Source organism: Candidatus Manganitrophaceae bacterium (genome assembly GCA_012960925.1).
GTDB lineage: Bacteria > Nitrospirota > Nitrospiria > SBBL01 > JAADHI01 > DUAG01.
The window spans coordinates 98,703-123,693 of the sequence record DUAG01000011.1; the positions used below are offsets into that span (position 1 = coordinate 98,703).

At 50.7% G+C, this 24,991-nt stretch carries 24 protein-coding genes; 3 read left to right on the plus strand and 21 right to left on the minus strand.

Annotated features, from left to right (window positions below; genetic code table 11):
• Nucleotides 1-99 precede the first annotated feature (99 nt).
• The gene (locus EYQ01_01855; GenBank protein HIE64557.1) at nt 100-2,688 is read left to right on the plus strand and encodes a hypothetical protein; all 2,589 of its coding nucleotides are present in this window, start codon (nt 100-102) and stop codon (nt 2,686-2,688) included.
• 142 nt (nt 2,689-2,830) lie between these two features.
• Nucleotides 2,831-3,379: an NUDIX hydrolase gene (locus tag EYQ01_01860; GenBank protein ID HIE64558.1), complete on the plus strand. Its 549-nt coding sequence runs from the start codon at nt 2,831-2,833 to the stop codon at nt 3,377-3,379.
• A 21-nt stretch (nt 3,380-3,400) separates the two neighbouring features.
• Here the strand turns inward: EYQ01_01860 and EYQ01_01865 are convergent, their stop codons facing one another.
• From EYQ01_01865 to EYQ01_01960, 20 genes are all read right to left on the minus strand, one after another.
• Nucleotides 3,401-3,595: a hypothetical protein gene (locus EYQ01_01865; GenBank protein HIE64559.1), complete on the minus strand. Its 195-nt coding sequence runs from the start codon at nt 3,593-3,595 to the stop codon at nt 3,401-3,403.
• Between the two features lie 149 nt (nt 3,596-3,744).
• On the minus strand, nt 3,745-3,954 hold the full coding sequence (locus tag EYQ01_01870; GenBank protein HIE64560.1) for a hypothetical protein: 210 nt from the start codon (nt 3,952-3,954) through the stop codon (nt 3,745-3,747).
• Nucleotides 3,955-4,003: 49 nt separating this feature from the next.
• Complete coding sequence (locus tag EYQ01_01875) at nt 4,004-4,339, minus strand: 4a-hydroxytetrahydrobiopterin dehydratase (GenBank protein HIE64561.1); 336 nt, start codon at nt 4,337-4,339, stop codon at nt 4,004-4,006.
• A gap of 85 nt (nt 4,340-4,424) precedes the next feature.
• Nucleotides 4,425-5,825, minus strand: coding sequence for a Glu/Leu/Phe/Val dehydrogenase (locus EYQ01_01880; GenBank protein HIE64562.1), 1,401 nt, complete (start codon nt 5,823-5,825; stop codon nt 4,425-4,427).
• A gap of 313 nt (nt 5,826-6,138) precedes the next feature.
• A complete protein-coding gene (locus EYQ01_01885; GenBank protein HIE64563.1) occupies nt 6,139-8,607 on the minus strand; it encodes a vitamin B12-dependent ribonucleotide reductase in 2,469 nt (822 codons plus the stop codon).
• Nucleotides 8,608-8,919: 312 nt separating this feature from the next.
• On the minus strand, nt 8,920-9,861 hold the full coding sequence (locus EYQ01_01890; protein HIE64564.1) for a general secretion pathway protein GspK: 942 nt from the start codon (nt 9,859-9,861) through the stop codon (nt 8,920-8,922).
• Complete coding sequence (locus EYQ01_01895; protein ID HIE64565.1) at nt 9,858-10,436, minus strand: hypothetical protein; 579 nt, start codon at nt 10,434-10,436, stop codon at nt 9,858-9,860. Before EYQ01_01895 ends, EYQ01_01890 begins: the two co-directional genes overlap by 4 nt.
• Nucleotides 10,417-12,135: a hypothetical protein gene (locus EYQ01_01900; protein HIE64566.1), complete on the minus strand. Its 1,719-nt coding sequence runs from the start codon at nt 12,133-12,135 to the stop codon at nt 10,417-10,419. Before EYQ01_01900 ends, EYQ01_01895 begins: the two co-directional genes overlap by 20 nt.
• Nucleotides 12,136-12,158: 23 nt before the next feature.
• Nucleotides 12,159-13,115, minus strand: a complete 957-nt coding sequence (gene gspN, locus EYQ01_01905; GenBank protein ID HIE64567.1) for a type II secretion system protein GspN — start codon at nt 13,113-13,115, stop codon at nt 12,159-12,161.
• Complete coding sequence (locus tag EYQ01_01910) at nt 13,112-13,774, minus strand: prepilin-type N-terminal cleavage/methylation domain-containing protein (GenBank protein ID HIE64568.1); 663 nt, start codon at nt 13,772-13,774, stop codon at nt 13,112-13,114. The genes gspN and EYQ01_01910 overlap by 4 nt, the downstream gene beginning before the upstream one ends.
• 23 nt (nt 13,775-13,797) lie before the next feature.
• Entirely contained in the window at nt 13,798-14,175 is a 378-nt protein-coding gene (locus EYQ01_01915; GenBank protein HIE64569.1) for a prepilin-type N-terminal cleavage/methylation domain-containing protein, read from the minus strand.
• Nucleotides 14,165-14,710 carry a type II secretion system protein gene (locus EYQ01_01920; protein ID HIE64570.1) on the minus strand — a complete coding sequence of 182 codons (546 nt, stop codon included), beginning with the start codon at nt 14,708-14,710 and terminating at the stop codon, nt 14,165-14,167. The genes EYQ01_01915 and EYQ01_01920 overlap by 11 nt, the downstream gene beginning before the upstream one ends.
• Nucleotides 14,711-14,727: 17 nt before the next feature.
• Nucleotides 14,728-15,273, minus strand: coding sequence for a type II secretion system protein GspG (gene gspG / locus EYQ01_01925; GenBank protein ID HIE64571.1), 546 nt, complete (start codon nt 15,271-15,273; stop codon nt 14,728-14,730).
• A gap of 8 nt (nt 15,274-15,281) precedes the next feature.
• Entirely contained in the window at nt 15,282-16,502 is a 1,221-nt protein-coding gene (gene gspF / locus EYQ01_01930) for a type II secretion system protein GspF (GenBank protein HIE64572.1), read from the minus strand.
• Entirely contained in the window at nt 16,503-18,212 is a 1,710-nt protein-coding gene (gene gspE / locus EYQ01_01935; GenBank protein HIE64573.1) for a type II secretion system protein GspE, read from the minus strand. It lies immediately after the preceding gene.
• A gap of 190 nt (nt 18,213-18,402) precedes the next feature.
• Nucleotides 18,403-19,878 (minus strand): hypothetical protein, encoded by a 1,476-nt coding sequence (locus EYQ01_01940; protein HIE64574.1) that lies wholly within the window; start codon nt 19,876-19,878, stop codon nt 18,403-18,405.
• Nucleotides 19,879-19,887: 9 nt separating this feature from the next.
• A complete protein-coding gene (locus EYQ01_01945; GenBank protein ID HIE64575.1) occupies nt 19,888-20,877 on the minus strand; it encodes a hypothetical protein in 990 nt (329 codons plus the stop codon).
• A 263-nt stretch (nt 20,878-21,140) separates the two neighbouring features.
• On the minus strand, nt 21,141-21,854 hold the full coding sequence (locus tag EYQ01_01950; GenBank protein ID HIE64576.1) for a rhomboid family intramembrane serine protease: 714 nt from the start codon (nt 21,852-21,854) through the stop codon (nt 21,141-21,143).
• 223 nt (nt 21,855-22,077) lie between these two features.
• Nucleotides 22,078-22,749 carry a hypothetical protein gene (locus EYQ01_01955; GenBank protein ID HIE64577.1) on the minus strand — a complete coding sequence of 224 codons (672 nt, stop codon included), beginning with the start codon at nt 22,747-22,749 and terminating at the stop codon, nt 22,078-22,080.
• Nucleotides 22,706-23,062, minus strand: coding sequence for a hypothetical protein (locus EYQ01_01960; GenBank protein HIE64578.1), 357 nt, complete (start codon nt 23,060-23,062; stop codon nt 22,706-22,708). Before EYQ01_01960 ends, EYQ01_01955 begins: the two co-directional genes overlap by 44 nt.
• Before the next feature lie 764 nt (nt 23,063-23,826).
• Here EYQ01_01960 and EYQ01_01965 point away from each other — a divergent pair.
• A complete protein-coding gene (locus tag EYQ01_01965) occupies nt 23,827-24,318 on the plus strand; it encodes a hypothetical protein (protein HIE64579.1) in 492 nt (163 codons plus the stop codon).
• A 266-nt stretch (nt 24,319-24,584) separates the two neighbouring features.
• Here the strand turns inward: EYQ01_01965 and EYQ01_01970 are convergent, their stop codons facing one another.
• Nucleotides 24,585-24,935, minus strand: a complete 351-nt coding sequence (locus tag EYQ01_01970) for a hypothetical protein (GenBank protein HIE64580.1) — start codon at nt 24,933-24,935, stop codon at nt 24,585-24,587.
• Nucleotides 24,936-24,991 lie beyond the last annotated feature (56 nt).

The following is a 24,991-nucleotide window of genomic DNA, read 5'->3' on the forward strand; positions in this document are numbered from 1 at the left end:
CTTCACTCCTCGAGCCTTGCCCTGAAGGCTTATCTAGCCATGCTGAATAGTTACATTCTAATCTCGTGCGGTACGTATTCAAAGTAGGTATTTGGTATAATGAGGGATATGATACTCCTCCTCTTACTCCTCTTATCCTTTGCCTGTATTCCTTCTGTTCAAGCAAGTGTGACGAAATACGACCTGTTCGTAACTTATGATGAGGCCAAGCATCAGATCGAAGGACGCGAAGAGATTACCTTCTTCAACGACGGGCCGAGCCCACTTACAGAAATCGTTCTGATCCTTTATCCGAACCGTTACCTCAGAAAAGATCCGACCATCCGCCAGACCACCTACAATCGGGCTTACCCGGTTGCGTTTAACCCCGGAGGGCTTCAGGTGACCTCGATCCGGGACGACACAGGGACGATCCTCAGTCATTCTCTGGAAAAGGGCCGGGACACCCTGATGCGGATTGAACTTACAAAACCGATTCCTTCACAGGGAACAGGTCGTTTCTCTGTTCGCTTCATCACCAGTATTCCTGAAAAAAAAGGGCTCTTTGGATATTACAGGGGTCTGGCCACCCTCCAGGGGGGTTGGCATCCTTATCTCCCTGCACGTATCGACGGGGAATGGGATCTTGCCCGGGCCCTTCCAGGCAGTCATTTCCGCGTCTTTCTGACGGTGAAAGAAGGGCTGCAAATCGTTGCTTCCGATAGACCCAAACTGGTCGGTGTCGAAGGGAGTCATCTGACTTATTTTATGGAGCGGGAAACAATTCCATTCTTCTCTCTTTCCATTGTAAAAAAAACTATCCGCCATGATGTACATGTGAGTGGGGTTGAAATTATTTATAACACGCACTTGAAAAATAAAAGCGAGGCCGAGGCCCTGGTTGCCACCTTGAAAGAAATGGTCTCCTTTTTCCAAGAGCACATCGGAGAGATCCCTGTCACCCGGCTCACATTGACCGATGCCTATCTCTTTCAGGATCTGGCCGTAGCGGGGTCTCGTCTCCTTTACATCAATGAAGGGTTTTTTAAGGTCTTCTTTCTTTTAAAAAGATTCCACGAAATGAGTCTCGCAAAAGAACTCTTTCTTCTCTTTTGGCGCGACAAGCTCCCCCATGAAGAGACCTGGGTCGCAGAAGGGCTGGCCCATCTCGACGCAAGGCAATTCATTCAGCATAAGTACGGAAAAGAACGCCGTTTGGAGGACTGGTTAAGGCCCCTGGGTTTCCTTCCCATCATCGATCAGATTTTATACTCCAAATCCCTCCCTCTTCGAAAGGTTTATTTCCCGGACGCAGACAGTCCGCTCATGGAGGAAAACCTCCGATTCTTCAAGCACCCACGCCTGGAAGGGGCGAACATCTTCCATCGATTGGGAATCTTTTTGGGCAACGAGACCTTTGCGCGCTCCGTGCTGAACTATCGCGAGAGACTCAGATCCGATCCCCCTCCCTCATTCAGGAAGATCCTCCTCAAGGCCTCTCAAAAGGAGGAGATCGGACCTTACATCGATCAATGGCTTACAAAAAAGCCGCGCCTTGATTTTAGTATCGAAGAAATCCGACGGAAAAAAGTCCAGGACAAATTTGAGACCCGAATTCTCATCAAAAAACATGGAGAAGGGATCGAACCCCTGGAGATCGTCCTTTATGAAAAAGATGGGGATGAAATTCCTTTGATTTGGGATGGGGTCGGGGATTCGCATGAAGTGTTTGTGACGACATCCTCCCGGATCAAGACCGTCGCAATCGACCCTCACAAATTTTCAAGTGACTCAAACCGCTTGAATAACCGCTCTCCCCCCTCATGGAAGATTCTGCTCAATGATTTCTCAGTCAATTATGATTTTCAAACCCGTTTCCTGAGCTATCGGGCCGGTCTTCTCTTTCGACGTGCTTATGATACGAAAAGCTGGATTCAACTTTTCTTTTTACGTTCCGACACCGGGACCGTCTCCCGGATAGGCTACGCGAAAGTCGTAGGGAAGGGACAAATTATCTCTACCGGCATTACAAACGAAAACCGTAAAACAGCCCAGGGAGATTTAAAGGAAGCGTCCGCAGACATTATCAATCTCGGCTATGAGGTGAACTACCCTGAAATCCCCCTGCTAGAGGAAAACATCCAGCGCCTGACAGGAACCTATCCCACACTCAGCACCCGCCTTCTATATAACCAGCAGTTCACGGGTGAAGCTTACGACAACTCCTTCTTCATTGAATTCGATCTCCGCCGCATCTTCTCTTTCTCCAACCATCATGAAATCAGTACACGTGTCTTCCTCGGAGAGTCCTTTGGCAGGCTTTTCAAAAATAATCGGTTTTTTTTGGGAGGAAACACGAAAATGCGGGGATATACGGCCATGGCTTTTGAAGGGGAAAACATGGCGCTCTTTTCTGTCGAATACCGTTTCCCTCTGTTGCGTGAAACAGATCTCCAGGTTTTCGGTCTGGCAACCCAGCGCACATTGCAGATCGCCCTTTTCAGCGATGTCGGGATGGTCACGGATTCGCGTAATCTCTTTCAAGCGAGCCAATACAAGACCGACATGGGTGCCGGCCTTCGGTTCTTTGTCGATATTTTTGGGATTTATCCGACAATGGTCCGTTTTGATGTCGCCGTGCCGATCGATTCCCCCATTGCGACCGAAGACAAACCACATTACTATCTCATGGCGGGCCAGTCATTTTAATAACTGGCCTCCTCCAAAAAAACCGGTAAGGATGGGTATAAAACACCTCTCTATCTCTATTGATAGGGAATATCTTGAAAAAGGAATGATGATGCTTTATCCTACGGCCACATTTAGGAGCCTGAATGAAAAAGGAGGTTGAATGGATCTGGAAGAAAAACTAATCCGAAAAAAAACCGTTTATCAGGGACGTTATCTCCGCACCGAGGAACATACCGTGCGGCTCCCGGATGGGAAAGAGGCCTTGCGGGAGATCGTCTCACCGCCTGATGCCGTCGGGGTTCTTCCGATCGATCAGGACCAGAGGGTCAGCCTCGTCAGACAATACCGTCCGGCCATCCGCCAGGTCACGTTGGAAATTCCAGCCGGCCTTCTGGAACCGAATGAAGATCGCCTGGAAACCGCCCGGCGGGAAACGATTGAAGAAATCGGACTGGTCCCCAAGAAGCTCGATTTTCTCTTCAGCTACTATCACTCCGTGGGTTTTTCAACCGGAAAAATTGCCATCTACCTGGGCCGGGATCTGGAGCCGAGCATGGAGGCACATGCCGATGCCGAAGAGTTTTTAGAGATTGTCACCCTTCCCTTTGAGGAGGTCTTTCAGATGGGGCTCTCCGGAAAAATCGTAGACAGCAAGACCCTCCTGGCACTGCTCTGGTACCGACAGGTTTTTGAAGGACCCCTCCACTGAAAACAATGTGCAGTGCAGAGATCAATCCGGACCTAAGACGGCGGGTACTTTTACAACCCTGTCGCCGACGGAGACCGATCCCGCTCGGAGGACTTTTGCATAAACCCCTCTTAAACGGAGGGCCTTTCCTTCTGTGCTACTTACAAACTTCAGTGCCGCAGCACCAAAACGCTCAGAGAATTTCTTACAGGCAGGGTAAGGCTGTTCTGTAATCATAAGGATGGCAGACCAATCCTTATTTTTTGGCCCGCCTGAAGGCAAGCCCGGCTGAGGTTAAAATCGACATAGAGCTGATCTCCTCCCAGTTCCCAACGCACTCTGTCCCGGGCCAATCGCGCAATAACCCGGACACTCATGATCGCGATCTAGACATCGGGATGAGGACTGCCATCCTCGAATCTCAGCCAGCAATTCCGGGACCAGGCCTCTCCCTCGGCTCCCGACTCAGGGCTGAGGCGGCATCTTTGAAGTTCCTTCCGCACATCGACAGACGGTCTGATTACAATCGCCTTCAAAATGCCGTCATCCTGCGGGGCTTTCCGTATCCAGGAAAGCCCCTTGATCAGCTCATCCATAGAGGGAAAGAGGTTCAGGCCTTTCGTGGGGGCAGAGGGAGGTATGTTGTCAGGCAAGATGGTCTGTCTTCACGGCCATAATGAAGTCGTTGACATGCAATCCCTTGATCTTGTGGGTCCACCAGGTCACCGTCACCTTTCCCCACTCGGTCAGAATGGCGGGATGATGGCCTTCTTCTTCCGCGATTGCGCCAACCTTGTTTGTTAACGACAATGCCGCTTCAAAATTCGGACAATCAAAGACCCTCGTTAAGCGATCCATCCCCTCTTCTTCAATCATTTTCCATGCGGGAATCTTGGGCATGAACGCATCGACCTCTTCCTGAGTCACCAAGGGCGCGCCAACCCTGCAGGCCTCACACTTCCGATCTAATAATGGCTCCATTTTTAGCCCTCTTCGTTAAAGTACTCTATCGTATTGTAAACCTCATGAGGCAAGCGATACAAGGCCCCTTCGCCTCCAAGGGCGCCTAATAAACTCCGATGTCGAGGTAGCTCCGTGAAATCTTATTCAGCGCAACCACATAGGCGGCGGTACGATAATTATCGACTGCTTTCAAAGAATTTTTCGTCTCGAAGATCTCTTGAAGGGCCATCCGCATGGAATCATCCAGGCCGGACCGAACCAAATCCACTTCCTGAGGTCCACTTGCGAGTTCCTCTTTCACGGATTTACGAAGCACTTTTCCAGACAGACGTTCTAAAGCACTCGCAAACTGAAGACCTTTTGCTTCTTCGAAGCGGCGTTGCATTCGCCCGAAACGGATATGAGAGATGTTTCGCACCCACTCAAAATAGGAGACAATCACACCTCCAGCATTTAGATAAGTATCGGGAAGAATCGTTACGCCGTTTTTGTTAAGAACCTGATCGGCTTCAAAAGTGACAGGACCATTTGCAGCCTCCGCAATCAATTTGGCCTTGATCCGGTGGGCATTCTTCTTTGTAATCTGTGCCTCCAGTGCGGCAGGAATCAGAATATCGCATTCTATTTCCAATGGTTTCTGCCCCGCCTTTTTGTCCAGGAACTCAACACCGGCACCGGGATAACCTTTTAATGTTCCCTTCTCAATCATGTACTGATGCACTTTTTCGACAGGGAGACCCTGTTTTTTTCCTCCTGATTTATCGATCAGTACACCCTCCCGTTCGATAATTGCGATGATTTTTACACCATCTTCTTCAGAGAGGAATTTTGAAGCATGATATCCAACATTTCCTAATCCCTGAATCACAATCTTTTTACCGCCAAGTCCCTTGGAGAGACGAGCCGCCTTTACCGCCTTCGCATTGCGAAAGAACTCTCTCAGCCCGTATTGGACGCCCCGGCCGGTGGCCTCAGTCCTTCCCCGGATGCCGCCATGCGCAACAGGCTTGCCCGTCACACAGGCCGTAAAATTAATGTCTTCCGGGACAAGGTGTTTGTATGTATCCGCCATCCAGGCCATTTCTCGCTCACCCGTTCCCATATCCGGAGCAGGGACATTGGTTGCGGGACTCAGGAAGCCTTTCCGGGTCAGCTCCAGGGTAAAACGGCGCGTGATCGCTTGCATTTCATCACGGGTGTACTTTGTGGGATCAATCAATAACCCCCCTTTTGAACCTCCGAAGGGAACATCGACAATGGCACACTTATAGGTCATCAAGGCGGCCAGGGCTTCGACCTCATTTTGATTCACAAAAGTCGCGTAACGGATCCCCCCTTTTGCCGGGAGCCGATGCGTGCTGTGAACTGCCCGCCATCCGGTAAACACCTCGACCTTGCCACGTACCTTCACCGGAAATTGAACTTTGAGTACGGAGTTGCACGCTTTTAATGCCTTCGCAACCCCCTCATCCAGACCCAGCACACGAATCGCGCCGTCGACCATTGCGTTGACACTTTCTCTAAATGATAACTCCACTATCTTCTCCTTCGGCTACGCGTCACCCGCCTCATCAAAACGCTGAACAACAATTCTTACGATATACACCCAAGGTCAAATATTCCCAGACCGCACATCCCGGTTAAACAATGACATCCCATTTCAGAAGAATACCATATTTAAATAAACCGTCAATTAATATCGTAATGTAGTCATCTGGTTCAGGATTTTAAAAAAGCCGTGCTCAGAGTGAGGGGAGTAAGGCGCAACCCCACCTTCGTTTTGGCAGGTGTAATTTATTTCGCGACCCACTATTCCCTTAATAACACCGGGAATAGCCGCAGAAGTGGCATTTCTCGCAGCCTTCTCCGAATTCGAGTTCGAGGCCGCATTCGGGGCAGGGGAAGATGACCTTTTGGATGTGTGTGGTGGGGTCTTCGAGGACCGCAGCAGTCTGCGCTGCACCGTTTGTTGCGCCATTTGTCGCGCCAGTCGTTGACCCGTTTGTTGTACCGTTCAGTTCACCCTCGGGGTAGCGCGCTTCCGCCACCTTGTTTCCAAGATCCTGGTTGAAGATCTTGGCGATGGCGTCTGAGCAGGAAAGGACCTTTTCTTTCCCGATCCCGAAGGGCTTGTTGCAGCGGATTCCGATCAGCTGCTTGACAATATCCCGTGGCGTCACACCTGCGCGCATGCAGAGGGAGATAAGGCGGCCAATGGCCTCGTTAAACGAACCTTCGCAACCCCCGGCCTTTCCCATGGTCGCAAAGGCTTCAAAGGGATGCTCTGTTTCATCCCGGTTTACCGTCAGGTAGAGGTCGCCGCACGAGGTCCGCTTTCGGGTTGTCGTTCCGGTCATTACCTCGGGACGGGGGCGCGGGGCAATCATGGAGAGGGGAGAATCGCCATTGCCATTGCCATTCCCATTCACTTCAGGTTTTGTTTCAGGCGGCGCAGAAACAGCGGCCTTTTCCTCGACCTTTTTTGATTTTCCGACATTCATCACCTGATCGGGACGGGCCCCATCGCGATAAACGGTAATCCCTTTGCAGCCCAACCGATAGGCCAGGAGGTAGGCCTTCTTGATTTCTTCAGTGGTGGCCGTGGTTGGAAGATTGATCGTCTTGCTGACGGCGGAGTCGGTAAATTCCTGAAAGGCCGCCTGCATCCGGACGTGCCATTCTGGGGCAATTCCGTGGGAGGTAATGAAGACCTTCTGCCAATGTTCCGGCACCTGGGCAATCCCCTGGACGGAGCCGCGATTGGCAAGAATCTTGTCGAGCAGATCCTCGCTGTAAAACTCCTCCCGCTTGGCCACCTCGACAAAATAGTCCTGGACATAAGGCAGATGCTCCCCATCCATCACATTTTTGTACCAGATCAGCGAAAACTCCGGCTCACATCCCCCGGAGGTATCTGCAATCATCGAAATCGTTCCGGTCGGCGCGACCGTGGTGATATACGAGTTGCGAACGCGCTCGTCCCGGTGCTCGTGGAGGGATCCCTCCCAGTTTGCATAGACACCCCGTTCTTCCGCAAGTTGGGTCGAGGCCTCATATCCGACACGCTGGATGAAGCCCATTACTTCCCGCGCCATCTGGATACCCTCTTCAGTGTGATAGGGGACTTCCAGCTTGTAGAGCATTCGCGAGAACCCCATGACCCCCAGACCAATCTTTCGGTTCGCCTTTGTGATCATTTCAATCTCACGAATCGGATACCGGTTCATATCAATCACATTATCGAGAAAATGAACGGCCGTCCGGATCGTCTTTCCCAGTGTGCACCAATCGATCTCATATCGTCCATTGTCTTCCAGGAGGTGGGCTTCAAGATTAATGCTTCCCAGATTACAGCTTTCATAGGGAAGGAGCGGCTGTTCGCCACAGGGATTAGTGGCCTCCATCTCCGCAACCTTTGGAGTGGGATTGGCACGATTGGTCACGTCGATAAAAAAGAGACCCGGTTCACCCGTTTTCCAGGCCTGCTCCGCAATCTGGTCCATAACCTCTGTTGCCGAGATTTCCTTCACGACACTTCCGTCGCGCGGAGAGATCAAGGCATAATCCTCTCCCTTCTCATAAGCCGCCATAAACCGGTCCGTTAGCGCCACGGAGATATTAAAATTGGTAATCTCTTTCGTATCTGCCTTGCATGAAATAAAATCGAGGATATCAGGATGGTCGACACGCAAGATCCCCATGTTGGCCCCACGCCGCGTGCCGCCCTGCTTGACGGCCTCAGTGGCATGGTTAAAGACCTTCATAAAGGAGACCGGCCCTGAGGCGACCCCGCCGGTCGTCCGGACAATATCGTTCTTCGGTCGAAGCCGGGAAAACGAAAATCCGGTGCCCCCGCCAGTCTTATGGATAATGGCCGCCTGCTTGACGGTTTCAAAGATCGACTCCATCGAATCGACGATCGGCAAGACAAAACAGGCCGACAGTTGCTGGAGATCCCGGCCGGCATTCATCAATGTGGGAGAATTAGGAAGGAACCTGAACTGGGACATCATGTCGTAAAAGACCTCTTCGAGCACGGTAACATTGGCCTGCGGATTGTAGCTACGGTCTCCCTCTGCAATATTCCCGGCCACGCGACGAAAAAGGTCTTCAGGACTTTCAATGACCTCTCCTTGTTCATTCTTCCTGAGATAGCGTTTTTCCAAGACACGAAGGGCATTCGGGGCCATTCCTAAACTGGTTTGGCGTCCTTTCGGCTCACACGGTGCAACTCCGCCCTCAAGGGTCAATTTCCCCTCCTCGCTCTTACTGCTTCCCTGTATCATTTCCACTGATCTCCTCCTTTTTCAGCCTGATGAATGCCCTGAATGAGTGTAGTCTTTCGAATTTATGATCGTCAAGCCTTCCTGTAAGTAGAGAACCAAAACAAACCGCCCGGAACATCTTGAGCGATTCAGAAAGCAAAACCAAGCCACAAAATCAGACCCTGATGAACGTATCAAAAGTGTTTCTGATGTTAAAAGAACCTTCCTTTTTTGTCAAGGAGAAAACACCAGATATGGAGAAAAAAATGAGGGAGACAACATTATGTTGTGGAATTTCTGAAGATAAACTGTTGATAAGATGTGGTCAGGGTCCTAATCAATCCTGAAATAAAGAAGTTTTGTCTTGGTCCCCTTCCGTTGAATAATGGCATGGGCGATCTTTTTCGTATCATGAACCGTCCCTTCGGCCCTCAGCGAAAAGACATTACTTCGGGTCTTGATCCAGTTGATACTCGCGGCCATCGTCATCCGGACCTTTGTATCCGGCAGGAGGTGCTCCTTAAACCGTGCAGGAGATTCAAACGGACGTTTACGCATCAGTCGTCCGGCCTCTGAATCATCGATTCCCCGATCGAGGCTCTGGAGAACAAGAGAATTCGCGGTATTGATGTTGATTTGTCCCGCACCATAGATGGTCACATAGGGTTTAATCCTGCGGTAAATCTCATCCGTGATTCCTTTCACCATGTGAAGCTCCGCCAAGGTTGCAAGCGGGCCGTTCCTGGCAGAATAAGCCGGATCAAGACCGAGATAATAGCCTTCCTCCGCTCCCGAGGAAGAGACCGTCTCGGAATCGGGATCGATCCAGTCGATCACCGGATCTACCCGGTCCGGATCAATGTCAAGAAGTTCAAAGAGGAGACGGAGTTGATCTCGCCTCGCCTGATTCACCTTTCCTTCCTTTCCCTGAATCAGCTTGTTCAGATTTATTTTTCCTTCTTCATCAACGATGATCCCGCTCAAGGTTCCATCCCCCAGTGCGTATTCCGGGATCGGAAAGGCCCAGAGTTCATCCAGTCCATCATAACGATTGCTTGTCTTGACATCATCTTTGAGGATCGCCTCGGCTGCAGAAACAGCAGAACGGGCCAGATAAAAGGCCTTGAGGTCATCACGAAAATTACCGGCAGCACGCAGATCTGTGCGGGTATAAAAATCGGTCTCCAGGACAATCACCACGAGGAGGAGCAGGATCAAGAGGCTGAGAATCAGCGCGAAACCTCCCTGGTTACCCTGAATTTTACGAAGCTTCATTTCCGCATGGCCTGGGAAACACCCTTCTCATAGGAAGAAACAAGAAAAGTAATATCCATCAGGGTCGGATCGGAAAACCGGGTTTTCAAAGACAAGCGCTTGATACGCAAGGCGTAAGGCGCCGCTTCAATGGCATTCAGAAAAGGGATAACCCTGGCCAGGGTTACATTCTGAACCTTCACCTCAACCAGGATCTCACGGTAGGACGCATGGATCTGGGGCGCCAGGGGACGAATATAGGCAATGTTGCCACGGATCTGATTTCTTGCGGCCTTTTCTTCCAGAAAGGAGAGGGGGGAGAACTCATTTTCCGATGGAAGGTGTTCTTCGACCTTTCGAATTTCCTCCGAAATACGGAAGTACTCGTCCTTTAACGCGGCAATTTCCCGGACCTCATTCTCTTTTCGAGGGATCAAACGCTCCAGCAGGGTCATCCTCTCCCAGGCCGGGGCAAAGAAATTTGCATAGCCGATCAGGAGGAGGGCCACCAGACTGCCTCCGCCAAGGACCCATCTTTCCCTTGAAGAAAGACGCCTGAAAGACCGATCAATTTCCCTAAGAAAGCCGTTTCCCATTTCCCTCACCCTGATCCAGTCTCTTCATTTTAATCCGAAAACGGACCTGGGATTGGTCCGCCATTACCTTGGCATCACTGACACTGACCTCCCGAAACCGCTTGGCTTTCAGAAATCCGTTACGGATTCGGTCAACGGAATCAAATGAATCCGTCCGGGCCAGAATGCGGACATTCTCCCCATCGATCACCAGTTCCTGAACATCGATCCTCACCTCTTTAGGAACACGGGACGTAATTTCCTGCAGCACCTTCAAGGGACTTTCCTCCCCCACACCCAGGAAGTCTCCGGTTCTCTTGAGTACCTCGATCTCCACGCGGGCCTGTTCAACTTCATTCATGACATTTCTGACCCCGGGGAAGGTTTCAAGAAAGGTTTTCCGAAGCTCCTCTTTCAAGTCGCGGTAACGCTGCTCTTTGTGGTCATATCGAAGATAAAGGTCTCCCACGATCAGAGCAAAAAGCAAAAGAGCGACGAAACCGATCGAGGCAAGCCTGTTTCTCCTCTCGATCGTCTCTTTGCCATAGACAAACTCCCCCTGGCGAAAGTTAATCTGTGTCCCTTCCTTCGGCAGGAGGGCAAGACCGAGGCCCATATGATAGGTATGGAATATTGAGGGCGTGTCCAGGATCTCCAAACCCGCCATCGAGAACCCCTCACGGTCCGGGCCACCCCTCCGGGAAGAATCCATATCGAGAGTCTCTGCCAGAATTTCCTTGAGTCCCTTGAGTGTGCCGCCCCCGCCGCAGAGCGTGAGCAACCCCTCCACCGTCTCACCCCGGGGAGAGTTAGATGTCCGAAAATATCGCAGGCTCTTTTCAATTTCGGTCAGCCAGGGTTCGATCGCCTGCTTAACACATGCAACGGCCTCAATGGATTCTGGGGCCTGTTCCGCCTTGTCCAGACGGATCTCCTGCTTCAATTTCTCGGCTTCCGCCACGGAAAGCTCAAATGCCCTTCCCAGTGCGTCTGTAATAAGTCTCCCCCCCATCGGAAGGGTTCGAACCCCACTGAGCCTCCCTCCCTGAATGAAAGAGAGAACCGTTTTGGCCGTGCCGACATCAATCACGAAATGCGCATCTAAACCTGTGCCCTGGCTCGAATCCCCTGAGGCCTCTTCCCGATGTTCAATAAAATGTTGAGAGAAGGCCTTCAGTGCGATGGCATCGATGCTGACCCAGGCCGGATCGATGCCCACAGACTGCAAGCCCTGTAAGTAGGTCTGCAATACTGTTTTGCGTACAGTCGATACCAAAAGATGAGAACGACGCGCCCCGGCCTCATTCGCAGATTCATTCTCTTCCTCTGAACCCCCTTCCTCGGTGGCAAGTACCTGATAATCAATCGCAACCTCCTCCAGATCGAAGGGGAGCGTACTCTCCATTTCATAGGGAACAACCTGTTTCAATTTTTTCGGATCGGTAAAAGGAAGGGTCATCTTCCGGGTTGAAACAAGGTGCCCTGGCAGAGACACGCAAATCATCTCCCCCGGCCGGATGAGTCCTTCTGAAACCATCTCCGCCAATGCTTCAATCTGGCCCGCGCACAGGGGTGCGGCCTCCGAGAGATCTCCTTCCTCCTTTGGGAAAACCTTTTGCTCAAAAATCCTGAGCAGGCGAAGGCCTCTAAATCCCTCCGTAATCCGTACCCCCCTGATTGCAGAGGATCCGATATCAAGACCGAGTATTGTTTGTCCCATGTAACTCCTAACTATAGCCGAAATTAAGGGCTGATCGGGCGACCATTCAGCGAAATTTTGGGTCTCCGCAGAGGCCCTCTAATCCCAAGGATCAAGGATTCCCGACCGTTATATCCTTGTATAAAAAGCGTGGCCATCCGTTCAAGATCCCCCTTTGGCATGGCCTTGAGCGTCAGGGTGACCAGGCTCCCGTCGAGGGGCTTTCGAAGAATGAGATTTCCGCTTTCCGCCTGAAGATCAACTTCACTCCCCCTTGCCGAAAACTGATCCACGATAACCCGGCCCTTTCCCCACGACATCTTACCATGAATGTCTGAGAAGGAAAGCGCTCCGAGGGGAAGCGTCCATGAACCGATCTTTTCAAAACGTCCCTCCATTAAGGCAAAAGAAAGTACCCCTTTCCCATTAAAGAGATCTTGATTCATCCAATCGCTATTTCCCTCCAGATCAAGACGGCCGGACGCCCCGAAGAGGGCCAGATCAATTCTTTCCCCCTCTACGCTTAAAGCATAAGAAACCTGCTTTTCCTTCTGTGAAAGTGTGAGGTGACCTGACAATATGCCATCCCCCAGTACAATACCAAAATCGATCTCCGCGCGACGGTTCAGGAGCAACAAAAAGGGAGCCACACGCGCATCGATCGATGTGATGTTGAGGGTAAGATCTCTTCCATCCCCCGGCACCTCTGGTAAAAATGAGAGATGCGCACACCGGGTTCGAATCCCTGTCCATACCACTCGGAACGGAAAATAGAATCGGCTCTCTTCGACGGAGATTTCACATCCGGTCTCCTCCTCCAGCACAAGGATCAACTTCGACGTCAGAAGATGGAAGGGGAAGCTCAGGTACAGGAAAAGAAGGAACATCAAAAGGCCAAAAAATATATAGCCTAAAACAAGGACGGCCTTATTTTTTTTCCCTTTCAGCCAAGAAGACCTCAAAGGATTTAACGTGGAAGCGGAGTTAGGGGCTTTGCTCATAAACGTGTGCCAACCGGCAAATCAACCCAAGTTTTGAATCGGCGGGCCTCACCCTGCTCCTTCTTAAGATAAAATTCAACTTCAATGGCCAGGGGGGGGCGATTCTTTTTCTCCTGCACATCCCATTCGTCCACCCATGTGGGACCATCGGGATCCAGGTATCTGAAGTTCAATCCATCAATCGGCTCACCAATCTCTTGAACAATAACCCTTCCATTCGAGAGGATCGCTTCCTGGACCAGGCGCGTTTCCTGCAGATAATATGACACCGTGACCTGGTCCGATTCAGGCGCATCCCGCAGGGTCCTTCCATGGGATACCGCAGTAAATTGAAGCAGGTCATTGGGGAATTCATCCCCCTCACCCAGGCGTATGCGATCTTCTCCGCCAAAGATCAATGGGCGCGTCTCTGCTCCCCGGGTCGCAGCAGGCGTCCTCACAGTGTAGAACATGCTGAGGTCTTTCGCCAGATGATAAAATCCAAGACGGGCCAGACGGTAATCGTCCGCCTCCAACTCCATTTGCTCAGAAGTCTGGAATACCGCGCTGAACGTCCCATAGACCATAAGAAACAAGACGGAGAGAATTGCCAGTGAAATCATGATCTCGATCAGGGTGAACCCTTGAGACCTCTGAATCCAACCTGCTTTCCCGCTCATTTTCACAGAAATCCTCAAGGTCCTCACGCATCAAAAAGATAGACGGTAAACCGGCTCACTTCTTCGCGTTTCCCCTCTTTCCAGACAACGCTCAGGTCTAACTCGCGCACCATCTCAAAGGGGGTCTGCTTCACCTCCTGCCGCCATTTAAACTCCAGATAGGTTTCGCCAAAACCTCCTTCGCTGAAACCGAGGTCCGGAAATCCTTCCACCGAGACCTCCGTGATCTTCTGGCGCGCCAGCAGGGTGGACACCGTGATATGCCGGGAATACGAAGCCAGGGCAATATCCCGGTTACGAAGCCCCAAGAGGACCACAAAAGAAATCGAGACAACCGCCAGGGCGATCATAATTTCGAGCAGTGTAAACCCGGACCGGAATTTTTTGGAGTTATTCCACATACTTTTCAAAAATCTTTACCCGTCCGGTCAATGGATTGATCACCAGAGTCCATATGCGATCTCCCTGCTTCAAATGAATCCAGGTCTTCTCAACACCCACGGGGTAGAATTGCGTAAAGGCCTCTCCCTCCCTGACCTTTCCCTGTTGCGGGGTAATGACATCTTCAAATGAGATTCCCTTTGCCAAAACTCGCCTGGGTGCCAAGGGATCACCAGTCGGAGTAAACTCACGATTCTCTCCCAGTACCTCAGACCAGTAGGCCTCGTTCTCGAGGTTATAGACCAGACGAAAGGTTTTCTTTCTTGAGACCGATTCCTGCGCGAGGTGCCGGATCAATCCGGCAAGATGACGCGCCGTCCATTTCATATTGCCAGCGCCGAAGGAGGACATCCGGGGAAAAATCACCATGGCGAGTGTCCCCAGAATCGCGATCACGATCAACAACTCCAGCAGTGTAAAACCGCCGCCTTTTTGAAATATTCTCATCCCCCCATGCGAAAACACGGGGGCTGAAATCGTCCGTTTTCGCTTCATCTTCCTTCCCTGGCAAGCTATTGCAGATCCCAACTCTCGATATCAGAATTCTTCCCTTCGCCGCCCTGTTCCCCATCCGGGCCGTAGGAAACGAGGTCGTAGTCGCCATGCCGTCCCGGACTCAGGTAGGCATATTGCTTTCCCCAGGGATCTTTCGGAACCTTCGGCAGGTAGCCTCCCTCTTTCCAGTTATTGGGTATCCTGCCAATATTCGGCTTTTCAACAAGGGCATCCAGGCCCTGTGAGGTCGACGGGTAGATGCCGCTGTCGAGTTTGTACAACTGAAGGGCACCCTCAATATTCTTGATCTGGACCTTGGCCGCCACCCGTCTCGCATCATCCGACCTTCCGACCAGCTTGGGAACCACCAGGGCGGCAAGAATCGCCAGGATGGTGACCACAACCATGATTTCAATCAAGGTAAATCCCCGCTCAAAGGACGATGCCACGCCGCAACGCAAACGGAAAAGGTTCCGGGAAGATGCATGCTTACCCCTAAAAACTTTCGTTGAAAACCGGTCTGCTCCTCCGCCCCGACTCCGATTTATCTCTATGCTTTCCATGTCTCTCCTCAGTTCACAACCTGGCTTATCTCAAAGATCGGCAGCAGGATGGCCAGTACGATAAAAAGGACAACCAGTCCCATTCCAAGTATCATCATCGGCGCCAGCAAGGCAGTCAAACCGGTCACCGCTGTCTCCACCTCGTTGTCGTAGGCCTCTGAAACCTTCTGGAGCATCGCTTCCAGTTTACCGCTCTTTTCTCCAATCGCGATCATATGGGTCACCAGTGGCGGAAAAAGTCCGCTCCGGCGGAGCGGAGTCGCGATCCCCTCCCCCTCTCGGATATTTCCTCTCGCCTCTTGAATCACCTCTTCCAGGACTTTATTTTCAACAACCTGTTGAACAATCTCCATCGCGGACAAAATCGGAACGCCGCTTCCCAGCAGTGCCGCAAGGGTCTTTGTGAATCGGGAAATCGCAACAATTTTTACAACCCGCCCCACAACAGGAACCTTCAGAATGATACGATCATATTGTTCTCTTCCCTTTGAGGTCTTCACATGACGCCGTAAAAAGAAGAAACTGCCGGCCCCGACCACAGCCACGAGCCAACCGTCCTCTCGTAAAAAATCGCTGAAGGCCAGGAGAATCACGGTCGGCATCGGGAGGGCCTGTTGCATATCGGTAAAGATCGTCGTCACCTTGGGAACGACAAAGGTGATCAAAAAAACAAGGATTATGAGACTGACCACCATCATCAGGATCGGATAAGTCATGATTGTAAAAAGCTTGTTCCTGAGACGGACCTGTGATTCGAGGGTATCGGCCAGGCGAACCAGGATATCATCGAGCGTCCCGCTCGCCTCACCGGCCCGAACCATCTGCCGATAGAGAGAAGAAAAGGTCTCCGGATAACGGCCCAACGCATCGGCCAGAGAACTCCCCTCTTTGACCCCATCTCGGATATCGACCCAGATCTTCTTGGCCGCTTCTTTCTCGATCTGCTCCGTCAGCGCGGTCAGTGCCTCCATCAGAGGAATTCCCGCCCCGACAAGGGTCGCCAACTGCCGGGTCATCACCGACGTCTCTTTAAGCGTCACTCTTTCCGAAAAGAGGGTGACCGGGCGGGAGAGGGGACTTAAGACCTCTTGGTCCGCAGGCCGAACCTCCGTGGGAAAGATGCCGCTGTCCCGAAGCTTTGACCTTGCCATCCGAGGACTGTCGGCATCGATGATGCCAGCCGTATTCTTCCCCTGAAGGTCCAAGCCCTTATAATCGTAAATCGCCATTTAAACCCGATCCTCCTGTGTCACCCGGAGAACCTCTTCCGTCGTGGTCAACCCGGCGGTAACCCGCCTGGCACCATCTTCACGCAGGGTCATCATTCCCTTCGAAATCGCAAGGGCTTTGATTCGACCTGAATCCACCTTCGAAAGAATCATATTCCGGATCTCATCATCCAGCAAGAGGATCTCATAGAGTCCGGAACGCCCCCGATAGCCGGTTTTCATACAGTGGGAACATCCTTTTCCCCGATAAAAAAGACGCTCGGTCCTCTCCTCTTTGATTCCGAGTTTATTCAACTCTTCCTGGGTGGGGTGATAGGAAACCCGGCACTCCGGACAGATCAGTCGGACCAGCCGCTGTGCAATGATGGCAATGACTGAAGAAGAAACCAGAAAAGGTTCAACCCCCATGTCCAGGAGACGGGTCATGGCTCCCGCCGAATCATTTGTATGTAGGGTTGAGAGGACAAGGTGGCCGGTCAGCGAGGCCTGAATGGCAATCTCTGCCGTTTCGGTGTCCCGGATTTCTCCCACCATGATGATGTCCGGGTCCTGACGAAGGATGGACCGAAGTCCTTTGGCAAAGGTGAGTTCGATCTTGGGATTGACCTGAATCTGGCCCACCCCTTTCAACTGGTATTCGATCGGGTCTTCGATGGTGATGATATTCTTTTCGGTCGAATTGATGCGATTTAACCCGGCATAGAGTGTTGTTGTCTTTCCACTCCCGGTCGGTCCGGTCACCAGGAGAATTCCGTGCGATAAACGAAGCAGGCCCTCCAGTGTTGATAAACCTTCACGTTCGAGACCGATATCCTCCAGTTTCAACACGATACTGGATTTATCGAGCAGACGGAGGACCAAGCGCTCACCGTGCGCGGTCGGGACATCCGATACGCGGATATCGATCTCCCGGCCGCCGATCTTCAGGCCGATCCGACCATCCTGGGGCAATCTTTTTTCCGCAATATCCATCCCCGCCATGATCTTAACGCGTGACAGCAAGGAAGACTGAAGCCGCTTGGGGGGTGTCAGAACATTGTAGAGAATCCCGTCAATCCGATAGCGAATCATCACCTCACGCTCGAAAGGCTCAAAGTGAATATCGGAAGCCCGCTGTTGAACAGCCTGAAACAGGATCGAATTCACGAGTCGGATCATCGGGGCCTCGTCACTCGCATCAAGAAGGTCTTCCGGCTCGGCAAGCTCCTCGGCCAATACGCTCAGACTCCCGCCGTCGAGATCCGAGATTGCCTGTTCGGCACTATCAGTGGCACGCTCATACGCCTGATTGATACTTCCGATGACAACAAGGGAGGGTGCTGCGATAATCTGAATCGGTTCTTGAATTAGGAGGCGAAGATCATCCAGGGCAGTAAGGTTCAGCGGCTTTGAAGTTGCAACCTGGACCACGTTTCCCTCCCGTTTGAAAGGAAGGAACTCGTGCCGTTTTGCAAAAGAAATTGGAACTTTCTCGATGAGTTTCGGATCAATCTCGGTCACGGGGACCATACGGATATAGGGGATCTGCCATTGATGAGAAAGGGCCTCAAGGACCGCTTCCTCATTCAGGAATTTTAACCGGACCAGTATCTCGCCAACTTTTCCCACCTGCACCTTCTGCACACGAAGGCCTTCCGCAAGTTGAGCCGGAGTGACAAAACGCTTTTCGACCAATATCTGGCCTATGAAGGGCCGCTTCCTTGAAATCAAAACAAGACCTCATTCTGGGAGTCTGTCGGACTTAGGATGAATCTACTACGAAGAAAAAGCCATTGTGGCCCATTTCCCAGATCATTCTCGTTAAATATGCCAGATATTCGCCTCAAATGATCAAAAAAATGGACTCAAAATGGCTTTCTCTCGCTACGACCACCTAAGTCCGACAGACTCCCAGTATCCGTCACTGAGGGAGATTCACCATTTTTTCAAATACAAGCTCTCGGCTCTCACGTCTCGGCAAGCGGTTGTCCTCCATAAAAATGCCCGCCTGAGTGGTCTTTTCTAAGCGAATATCGTCCAGATCACTCTGCTCTTTCACGATATGAGGGGTGAGGAAAATCATAAGATTCGTTTTTTCAAAGCGTTTAGATTGCACCTTGAAAAGCCAGCCAAGAAGCGGAAGATCTCCCAGTAAAGGAATTTTCCGCTCTGTGATGACAACATTATCACGGATCAGCCCTCCGATCACCACTGTCTGCCCGTCACGAACCACAACGGTTGTATTGGCTGATCGCTTGTTGGTCGTCGGACCCAGAACAATATTCGCGACAGACTGGGAGGTCTCCGTCACCGAAGAAATCTCCTGATAGACATCCAGCCGCACCAAGTCATTCTCCAGAACCTTCGGGGTGATCCGAAGAATCACCCCGACATCTTTTCGCTCGATCGTCGTCTGAACATTACCGCCCACGGTCTGGCTTTGCGCACCGGGGAAAGGAATATTTTCGGCAACGACAATCTCAGCCTTCATCCCATCACTGGTGAGAATCTGGGGCGTTGAGAGAATATTTACATCATCGGCAGATTGCAGTGCCTTCAACACTGCCCGGATATTGACCTTTCCCAACTCCACGACGCCCGGGATCGAAGCGATAGAGAGTAGATCACTCGGATCCTGGTTAAAACCCCCGATCGCGGCAACATCTCTGCCTCGACTGGTGTAGCCAAAGACGGTGCCGAGATCGGTCCCGAGTTCCCTGAATTTGTCCGCCCTCATTTCAAGGACGACGGCCTCAACAAAAATCTGAGAGCGCTTCTTGTCCAGTTTCCGAATGACCGTTTTAAGGATCTCATAATCTTGATCGGTCACCGTGATGATCAGGCTATTGGTGGCCTTATCGGCGAGGACCTGTGTCGGCCCGCTTAATTCTCCGATTACGCGTCCAGATGCTCCCACTCCTCGGGACGCCCGTCTGGCACGTCCGCCACGTGTAGCCGGTTTCGATACAAGCCCCCGGAGTACCTTCGCTATCTCCTCAGCATTTGTATTCTCCAGGGTATAGACGTGAACGGACCGGATCGGCGGAACCTCTACCATCGGTCGAATCTGGTAGATGTCTCCGTGAGCAACAACCGCAAGCCCCTTCAATTCGAGGACGGAGACAAAAATATCGTATACCCGGCTGATCGGGATTTTTTTAGGTGAAAAAATCGTCACCTTTCCTCTGACGCGCTCATCGATTACAAAATTTTTCCCGGTCAGTTCACTGATAAACTGGACAAGGACGGGCAAATTCACATTGTTAAAATCGAGCGTGATTTTCTCTTCCTGGGAATCTTCCGGGGCAGGCGGCGTCTCGGCCCGGAGAGAGCAGGGGAACATCATTCCAACAAGAAAAAAGGCCAATATTAAACCGGCCCCAATACAACCTCTCATAAAGTTTCCTTATCGTATCTCGTAGTTGAAGGTCTCTTTCACATTTCTGCGAACCAGATCGACCGTAATTTGAGACTCATCTTTTAATTGCTCAAATATCTGCATGAAATTCTTGGGATCCTTCACATCGATTCCATTTACTCTATGAAGGATGTCCCCGTTCTGAAGCCCAATCTTGGCATAGAGACTTCCCTTCGAGATCGCAAATATTCGGAACCCATCCGGCTTGCCATTGTTAAAATTCGGGATGATCCGTGCCTTGGTCAAAAGCTGAGGGAGATTGCCAATTGCACCATCAACTTCCTGTCTGTCCAGGACCCACTGATTTTTTGAAACCTTTCGAACCCCTCCGCCCTGCATCGGCACGGGTGCCGCCGGAACGGGTGGTCTGGATGACGGCATCACCTGGCTTCCCCGCTGACCCTTTTGATTCGGAATATAAGCAACCTCCAGGACATCTACAACCTCCCCGCGAAGGATCACCACCCTGTTCCTGGCGACATTCGTAATCCTCGCGCCTCCTTCTAAGATGTGTCCCACGCGATAGAGGGACTGCTCCCGTGTTCTCTTATTCTCAATAATCGCAAAAGACCTCGTCCTTCCGACAATGGTCCCAACAAGGATAAAGTCCAGCGGAATCTTTGGAACCGGCGCTACTATTCTGGGGGGAAGTTCCACCGGCCTCACAGGTTCGGGCTTTTTGAATCGTAACTCAGAATTGAATATATTCCCTTCCACAATGGAACCATATTCCAGACCTCTGCCCCTTATGGCAACCGGGATGACCCCGCTTTGGGGAGAACGGCCTCTATCGGGTATTGCAATCGACGCCTCCAGGTAGGATCCCACAACAAGATTCACCACATCCGCAGCAAAATAGGCTCCGACGGCGATCATGACAAGATGCAATATCCAGAAATAAGATTTCTTCATAGCAGTCTCAATTCCACACCCAAAAAGAATATAAGGTCCTGAAAGACACCAATTTCGTGAGTGCATTTCTCGGACGTAATGCAACAACCTCTCTTTTCCACAAGCCCACGGTTCCGCCACCCAACCTTCAGCACGTTCAATGAACCTACCTAGGGTCGATCAGGACATATGGTCTTGGTAACATTATAATATTTCTAGGAATAAAGTCAAACGTCCTCGCACAGCCAGGCCTTCCGAGACGAGCAGTCCGGATGGCCCTGATTCTGAGATTTCGGAATTAAAAACCGCTGATTCGCCTGTTCATAGTGCGTTATCGGACAAAGGTCTCCTCACCCAGGAGAAGGGGTTCCGGAAGACTTCCGCAGACCTATGCCCTTTTTTCGCCTTTTTGAAAATTTGTAAATCAATAACATGCCGGCAATAAAACCCCCGACATGAGCAAACCAGGCAACCCCCCCCCCTTGAGGACTGAACATCCCATTCGCAAGCTGTGCAACGATCCAAAAACCAAGAACGATAATCGCCGGGATCCGGATCATATGGACAAAAAACCCAAGAGGAACCAGCGTCAGAATCTTTGCCCCGGGAAAACGAATCAAGTAGGCCCCCAGCACCCCGGACACTGCGCCACTGGCACCGATCATCGGGACTTGAGACATTGGATCGAAGGCGGCGTGAGAATAGACTGCGATCACCCCGCAAAGGAGATAAAAGAAGATAAAACGAAGATGCCCCATCTCATCTTCTATGTTATTCCCAAAAATCCACAGGTAGAGCATATTCCCCCCCACATGCCAGAATCCACCATGAAGAAACATAGAGGTTATCATGCTCTTGAAGATAGGAGAGATTGGCTCACCACGCGTAAGCAAGGGAAATATATGCGTAAGCTTGAAGGGGATCGCCCCGAAAGTAAGTATGAACTGTTCTGAATACTCCCCGAGAGAGATCTCGTAGAGAAAAACAAAAATATTAATTGAGATTATTAAGATGGTGACCAATGGAAATGTGCGAGTCGGAAGATCCGCCTTGATCGGAATCATGTTTTCCTCATACAAAAAACGGTTCAAAATCCTAATGAAACCACACGAACAACCAGACTAATTATAATCTGCGGGGGAAGAGAAAACAATGAGGGAACCTCTGACCCAAAAAGAAGCAATCCTCTAATTTTATTCACTGGGAAACCCCCGATCCAGTAAAGGATGGAGGCTTGCGCTCGCTATGGGTACTCACCCTCATTTCAGAGCTTAGGGGGGGGACGAACTAGACGGCCTTTTCCGTGAGGAAGGTCTTCAGGAGGTTCATCCCGGTGATAAGCCGGTCCTTCCAATACCAACCGGAGGCAAACAAAAGAGATACGACAATCAGAAAGAGAAAGGTCGTCAATGCCCTCTTCCTCGGGTTCGTATCAACTTCTTTAACAGGAGGGAGAGACGATTCCGGCGACCCCTTTTCAAGTTCTCCGATTGCTTGACTTGCAAGTGATTCTGCCACATAAGTTGCGTTGGCCACATAAGCAGCCAGGAGCGCCTGATCTGCAGCAACATTGATAAGACGGGGGAACCCTTCACTGAAGCGGAAAATTCTATCGATCGCTCTCGGTGAAAAGGTAACAGAATCAGCCCCGCCGGCAACCTTGATCCGGGACGCGATATATAATCCAACCTCTTCTCTTCTAAGTGGACCGATCTCATGGATCAGCGAAATACGTTGTTTGAGTTGCCGAAGCGAATGGAAAGCCAGTTTCTCTTTCAATTCAGGTTGACCCATAAGGAGAATCTGGATCAGCTTTTCCTGCTCGGTCTCTAAATTTGAAAGAAGACGGATCTCCTCTAGGCAAGCGATGGGAAGAAGTTGCGCTTCATCAACAATCAGGAGCGCAGTTTTCCCTTCAGACAGCAGACCGAGGAGAAAGTGATTCAGTTCGTCGATCAATTTTTTTAGATCGGCTTTTCCCCCTTAACCCAAAATCCTGATTGATGCTTTGGAGAAGTTCGATGGCCGAAAGTTGCGGATTAAAAAGAAGTGCGGTCCTGAACGATGGATCAAGTCTTCCTAAGAGAAGCCGGCAGAGGGTTGTCTTTCCGGTCCCAACTTCCCCAACGATGACAATGAAACCCTTCCGTTCCTTCAGGCCATATTGAATGTGTGAAATGGCCTCATCGTGTTTTTTGCTGGAGAAAAAAAAGTGTGGATCCGGGACAAGCTTGAAAGGAGGCGTACTAAAACCAAAATATTTTTGATACATCACTTTAACCTCGGATTTCCATCAACGCTCTCACAACCCCTCCTCTCACTGGCATAGTAGAAAGTACCCCGGAGAAGCCGGGGGGAAACCCCTTTGAAGGAAGCTCCCTTCGCATGTTCAAGAAGACGACCCATTATTGATCAGATCTTTCAGAACTAATCACATTCACAATTTATTGTCAATGTGGAAGGGTAAAAAGCGATCACAACTCACGCAAACCCAAGATCAGCGATTGATTTTGGGGCAAACAGTCAAGTCGCCTGAAAGACAATGCCAGAGGCCATAAGGACGACCGAAGCGTACTCATCCGTACGGTGAGGAGACTGTTGGCCGACAACGCAGTCATTTCAGGCGGATGGGTCTCGCGCAAGCCATCGGCGGGTTCTAATTTCGAAATCACGGAATTAGGGACAAATAAAGTGCTTGACGTAGGACCCTATTACAATGTAGTATTTCAATTATTGATAATGATTATCAACTTCATTGCTCTATAGAGATACCCGTCAATCCAAGGGTATCTCTATAGAGCCGCACGGTTCGAATCTTAGAAAGGATCGAACACCCGCACAGAGCGAGCAAGTACCATTTGCATTATACATCCGAAACATGTCGTTAGAGGGAATAGGGAGGAAGTCTATGGAACAAGTCATCGGCGTACTAGATGGCAAGAACCAATCAGAAAAGGTGGAAATTTTACTCAATTCTGAGAAAGGGGAGGCTGGATACCTGCACCTTCGTCTCCTCTCCTGGGGTGAAGGGATCGGCTGGTATCCCCAGAAAACGATCGAACTCGATTGTCGAAATCTTGCCGGTCTCCAAACTCTCTTCAAAAAAGCAGAAGCCTGTTTCAAGTCTGGAAGAAGGAAGACGGCAAGATCCTCCGGAAAAATAATCCCTTTCCCAACAAACCGTCCAAGATTAGGACCCGTGCTTGTGCGCAAGCCCGTCGCGCAGGTAGCAGGGTCGTAACAACCGTCGTTTCGACAATCAGCCAAGCCCCTTTCGGCCTGTATTCCCGCCCTGAAATACATCCATCGCGCGTCAAACAGGCGGAAAGCAAACAGATCGTGAACGCGCTTCGAAAGGCAAACAAGCCGGTGGAGTATCTTGTCTATACCAATGAAGGACATTACTTCTTGCATCCTGAAAATAAACGTCACTTATATGCAACGATAGAAGCGTTTCTTGCGAAGCACCTCGGGAGCCGCATTGAGCCGCCCGGCAAGATCGAAAGCCATTCCGCCTTGATAAAATGATTTTGAAGATTTAAATGAGACCTTCTTCAAAGGAATTCGGGGGGATCGTATCTATCTGGCCGATCCGGCCCTTGGGAATATCCGGCTTCGAATCGAACGATTTACGAGGATATGAGATGGCCTCGTCCTTGGAAAAAAGGTGCTTGAGGAAGGATTAACTTCTTATCCGCTTCAGGTTGACGGTGCCTCGCCGATACAACCAGAGAAGTTCGACACCCGACAACTCTTTGAACTACACCAACTCCCCTGAACGCCGTTATGATATTTTAGTTCGGTTCAAGCGCCCGGAACTCTCCGGTTTCTTGAATGACAACCTCGTAGCCTTCAATCTTAGATGGGATTTGCTTCAAAAGTTCGGAGGTCTTCCTCACAACAAAGACCTTGATACAGGGCTTCCCCTGACACTCCCCCTGGTCGGTTCCGACGACGCCCGGCAAGGCCATCCATTTTTCGGTCTCTCCTTTTAACACTGCTTCGATTATTTTTTTATGCATCTGTTTCTTTTGTGGCTCTTCTCCCATCCCCTGCTGAGCATATATTACGTTAGGGGTAAAGAACAATATAATGGTGCTGAATGAGTTTTCCAAAGGCATTTTTATCACCCCTTTGGGCTTCACGAATCAGTGTGTTGTCATCCATACGCAATGTGTTTATGAAAGTTTTTGTGAGTTTC

What these genes read in the sequence shown, in the direction of transcription:
- gspN (HIE64567.1), bottom strand. Translation starts at nt 13,115, where the DNA reads ATGAGCAAAGCCCCTAACTCCGCTTCCACGTTAAATCCTTTGAGGTCT.
- EYQ01_01900 (HIE64566.1), bottom strand. Translation starts at nt 12,135, where the DNA reads ATGGGACAAACAATACTCGGTCTTGATATCGGATCCTCTGCAATCAGG.
- EYQ01_01875 (HIE64561.1), bottom strand. Translation starts at nt 4,339, where the DNA reads ATGGAGCCATTATTAGATCGGAAGTGTGAGGCCTGCAGGGTTGGCGCG.
- EYQ01_01865 (HIE64559.1), bottom strand. Translation starts at nt 3,595, where the DNA reads ATGATTACAGAACAGCCTTACCCTGCCTGTAAGAAATTCTCTGAGCGT.
- EYQ01_01945 (HIE64575.1), bottom strand. Translation starts at nt 20,877, where the DNA reads ATGCACTCACGAAATTGGTGTCTTTCAGGACCTTATATTCTTTTTGGG.
- EYQ01_01890 (HIE64564.1), bottom strand. Translation starts at nt 9,861, where the DNA reads ATGAAGCTTCGTAAAATTCAGGGTAACCAGGGAGGTTTCGCGCTGATT.
- EYQ01_01960 (HIE64578.1), bottom strand. Translation starts at nt 23,062, where the DNA reads ATGTATCAAAAATATTTTGGTTTTAGTACGCCTCCTTTCAAGCTTGTC.
- EYQ01_01880 (HIE64562.1), bottom strand. Translation starts at nt 5,825, where the DNA reads ATGGTCGACGGCGCGATTCGTGTGCTGGGTCTGGATGAGGGGGTTGCG.
- EYQ01_01915 (HIE64569.1), bottom strand. Translation starts at nt 14,175, where the DNA reads ATGTGGAATAACTCCAAAAAATTCCGGTCCGGGTTTACACTGCTCGAA.
- EYQ01_01885 (HIE64563.1), bottom strand. Translation starts at nt 8,607, where the DNA reads ATGATACAGGGAAGCAGTAAGAGCGAGGAGGGGAAATTGACCCTTGAG.
- EYQ01_01895 (HIE64565.1), bottom strand. Translation starts at nt 10,436, where the DNA reads ATGGGAAACGGCTTTCTTAGGGAAATTGATCGGTCTTTCAGGCGTCTT.
- EYQ01_01860 (HIE64558.1), top strand. Translation starts at nt 2,831, where the DNA reads ATGGATCTGGAAGAAAAACTAATCCGAAAAAAAACCGTTTATCAGGGA.
- EYQ01_01940 (HIE64574.1), bottom strand. Translation starts at nt 19,878, where the DNA reads ATGAGAGGTTGTATTGGGGCCGGTTTAATATTGGCCTTTTTTCTTGTT.
- EYQ01_01920 (HIE64570.1), bottom strand. Translation starts at nt 14,710, where the DNA reads ATGAAGCGAAAACGGACGATTTCAGCCCCCGTGTTTTCGCATGGGGGG.
- EYQ01_01870 (HIE64560.1), bottom strand. Translation starts at nt 3,954, where the DNA reads ATGGATGAGCTGATCAAGGGGCTTTCCTGGATACGGAAAGCCCCGCAG.
- EYQ01_01910 (HIE64568.1), bottom strand. Translation starts at nt 13,774, where the DNA reads ATGAGCGGGAAAGCAGGTTGGATTCAGAGGTCTCAAGGGTTCACCCTG.
- EYQ01_01950 (HIE64576.1), bottom strand. Translation starts at nt 21,854, where the DNA reads ATGATTCCGATCAAGGCGGATCTTCCGACTCGCACATTTCCATTGGTC.
- gspF (HIE64572.1), bottom strand. Translation starts at nt 16,502, where the DNA reads ATGGCGATTTACGATTATAAGGGCTTGGACCTTCAGGGGAAGAATACG.
- gspG (HIE64571.1), bottom strand. Translation starts at nt 15,273, where the DNA reads ATGGAAAGCATAGAGATAAATCGGAGTCGGGGCGGAGGAGCAGACCGG.
- EYQ01_01855 (HIE64557.1), top strand. Translation starts at nt 100, where the DNA reads ATGAGGGATATGATACTCCTCCTCTTACTCCTCTTATCCTTTGCCTGT.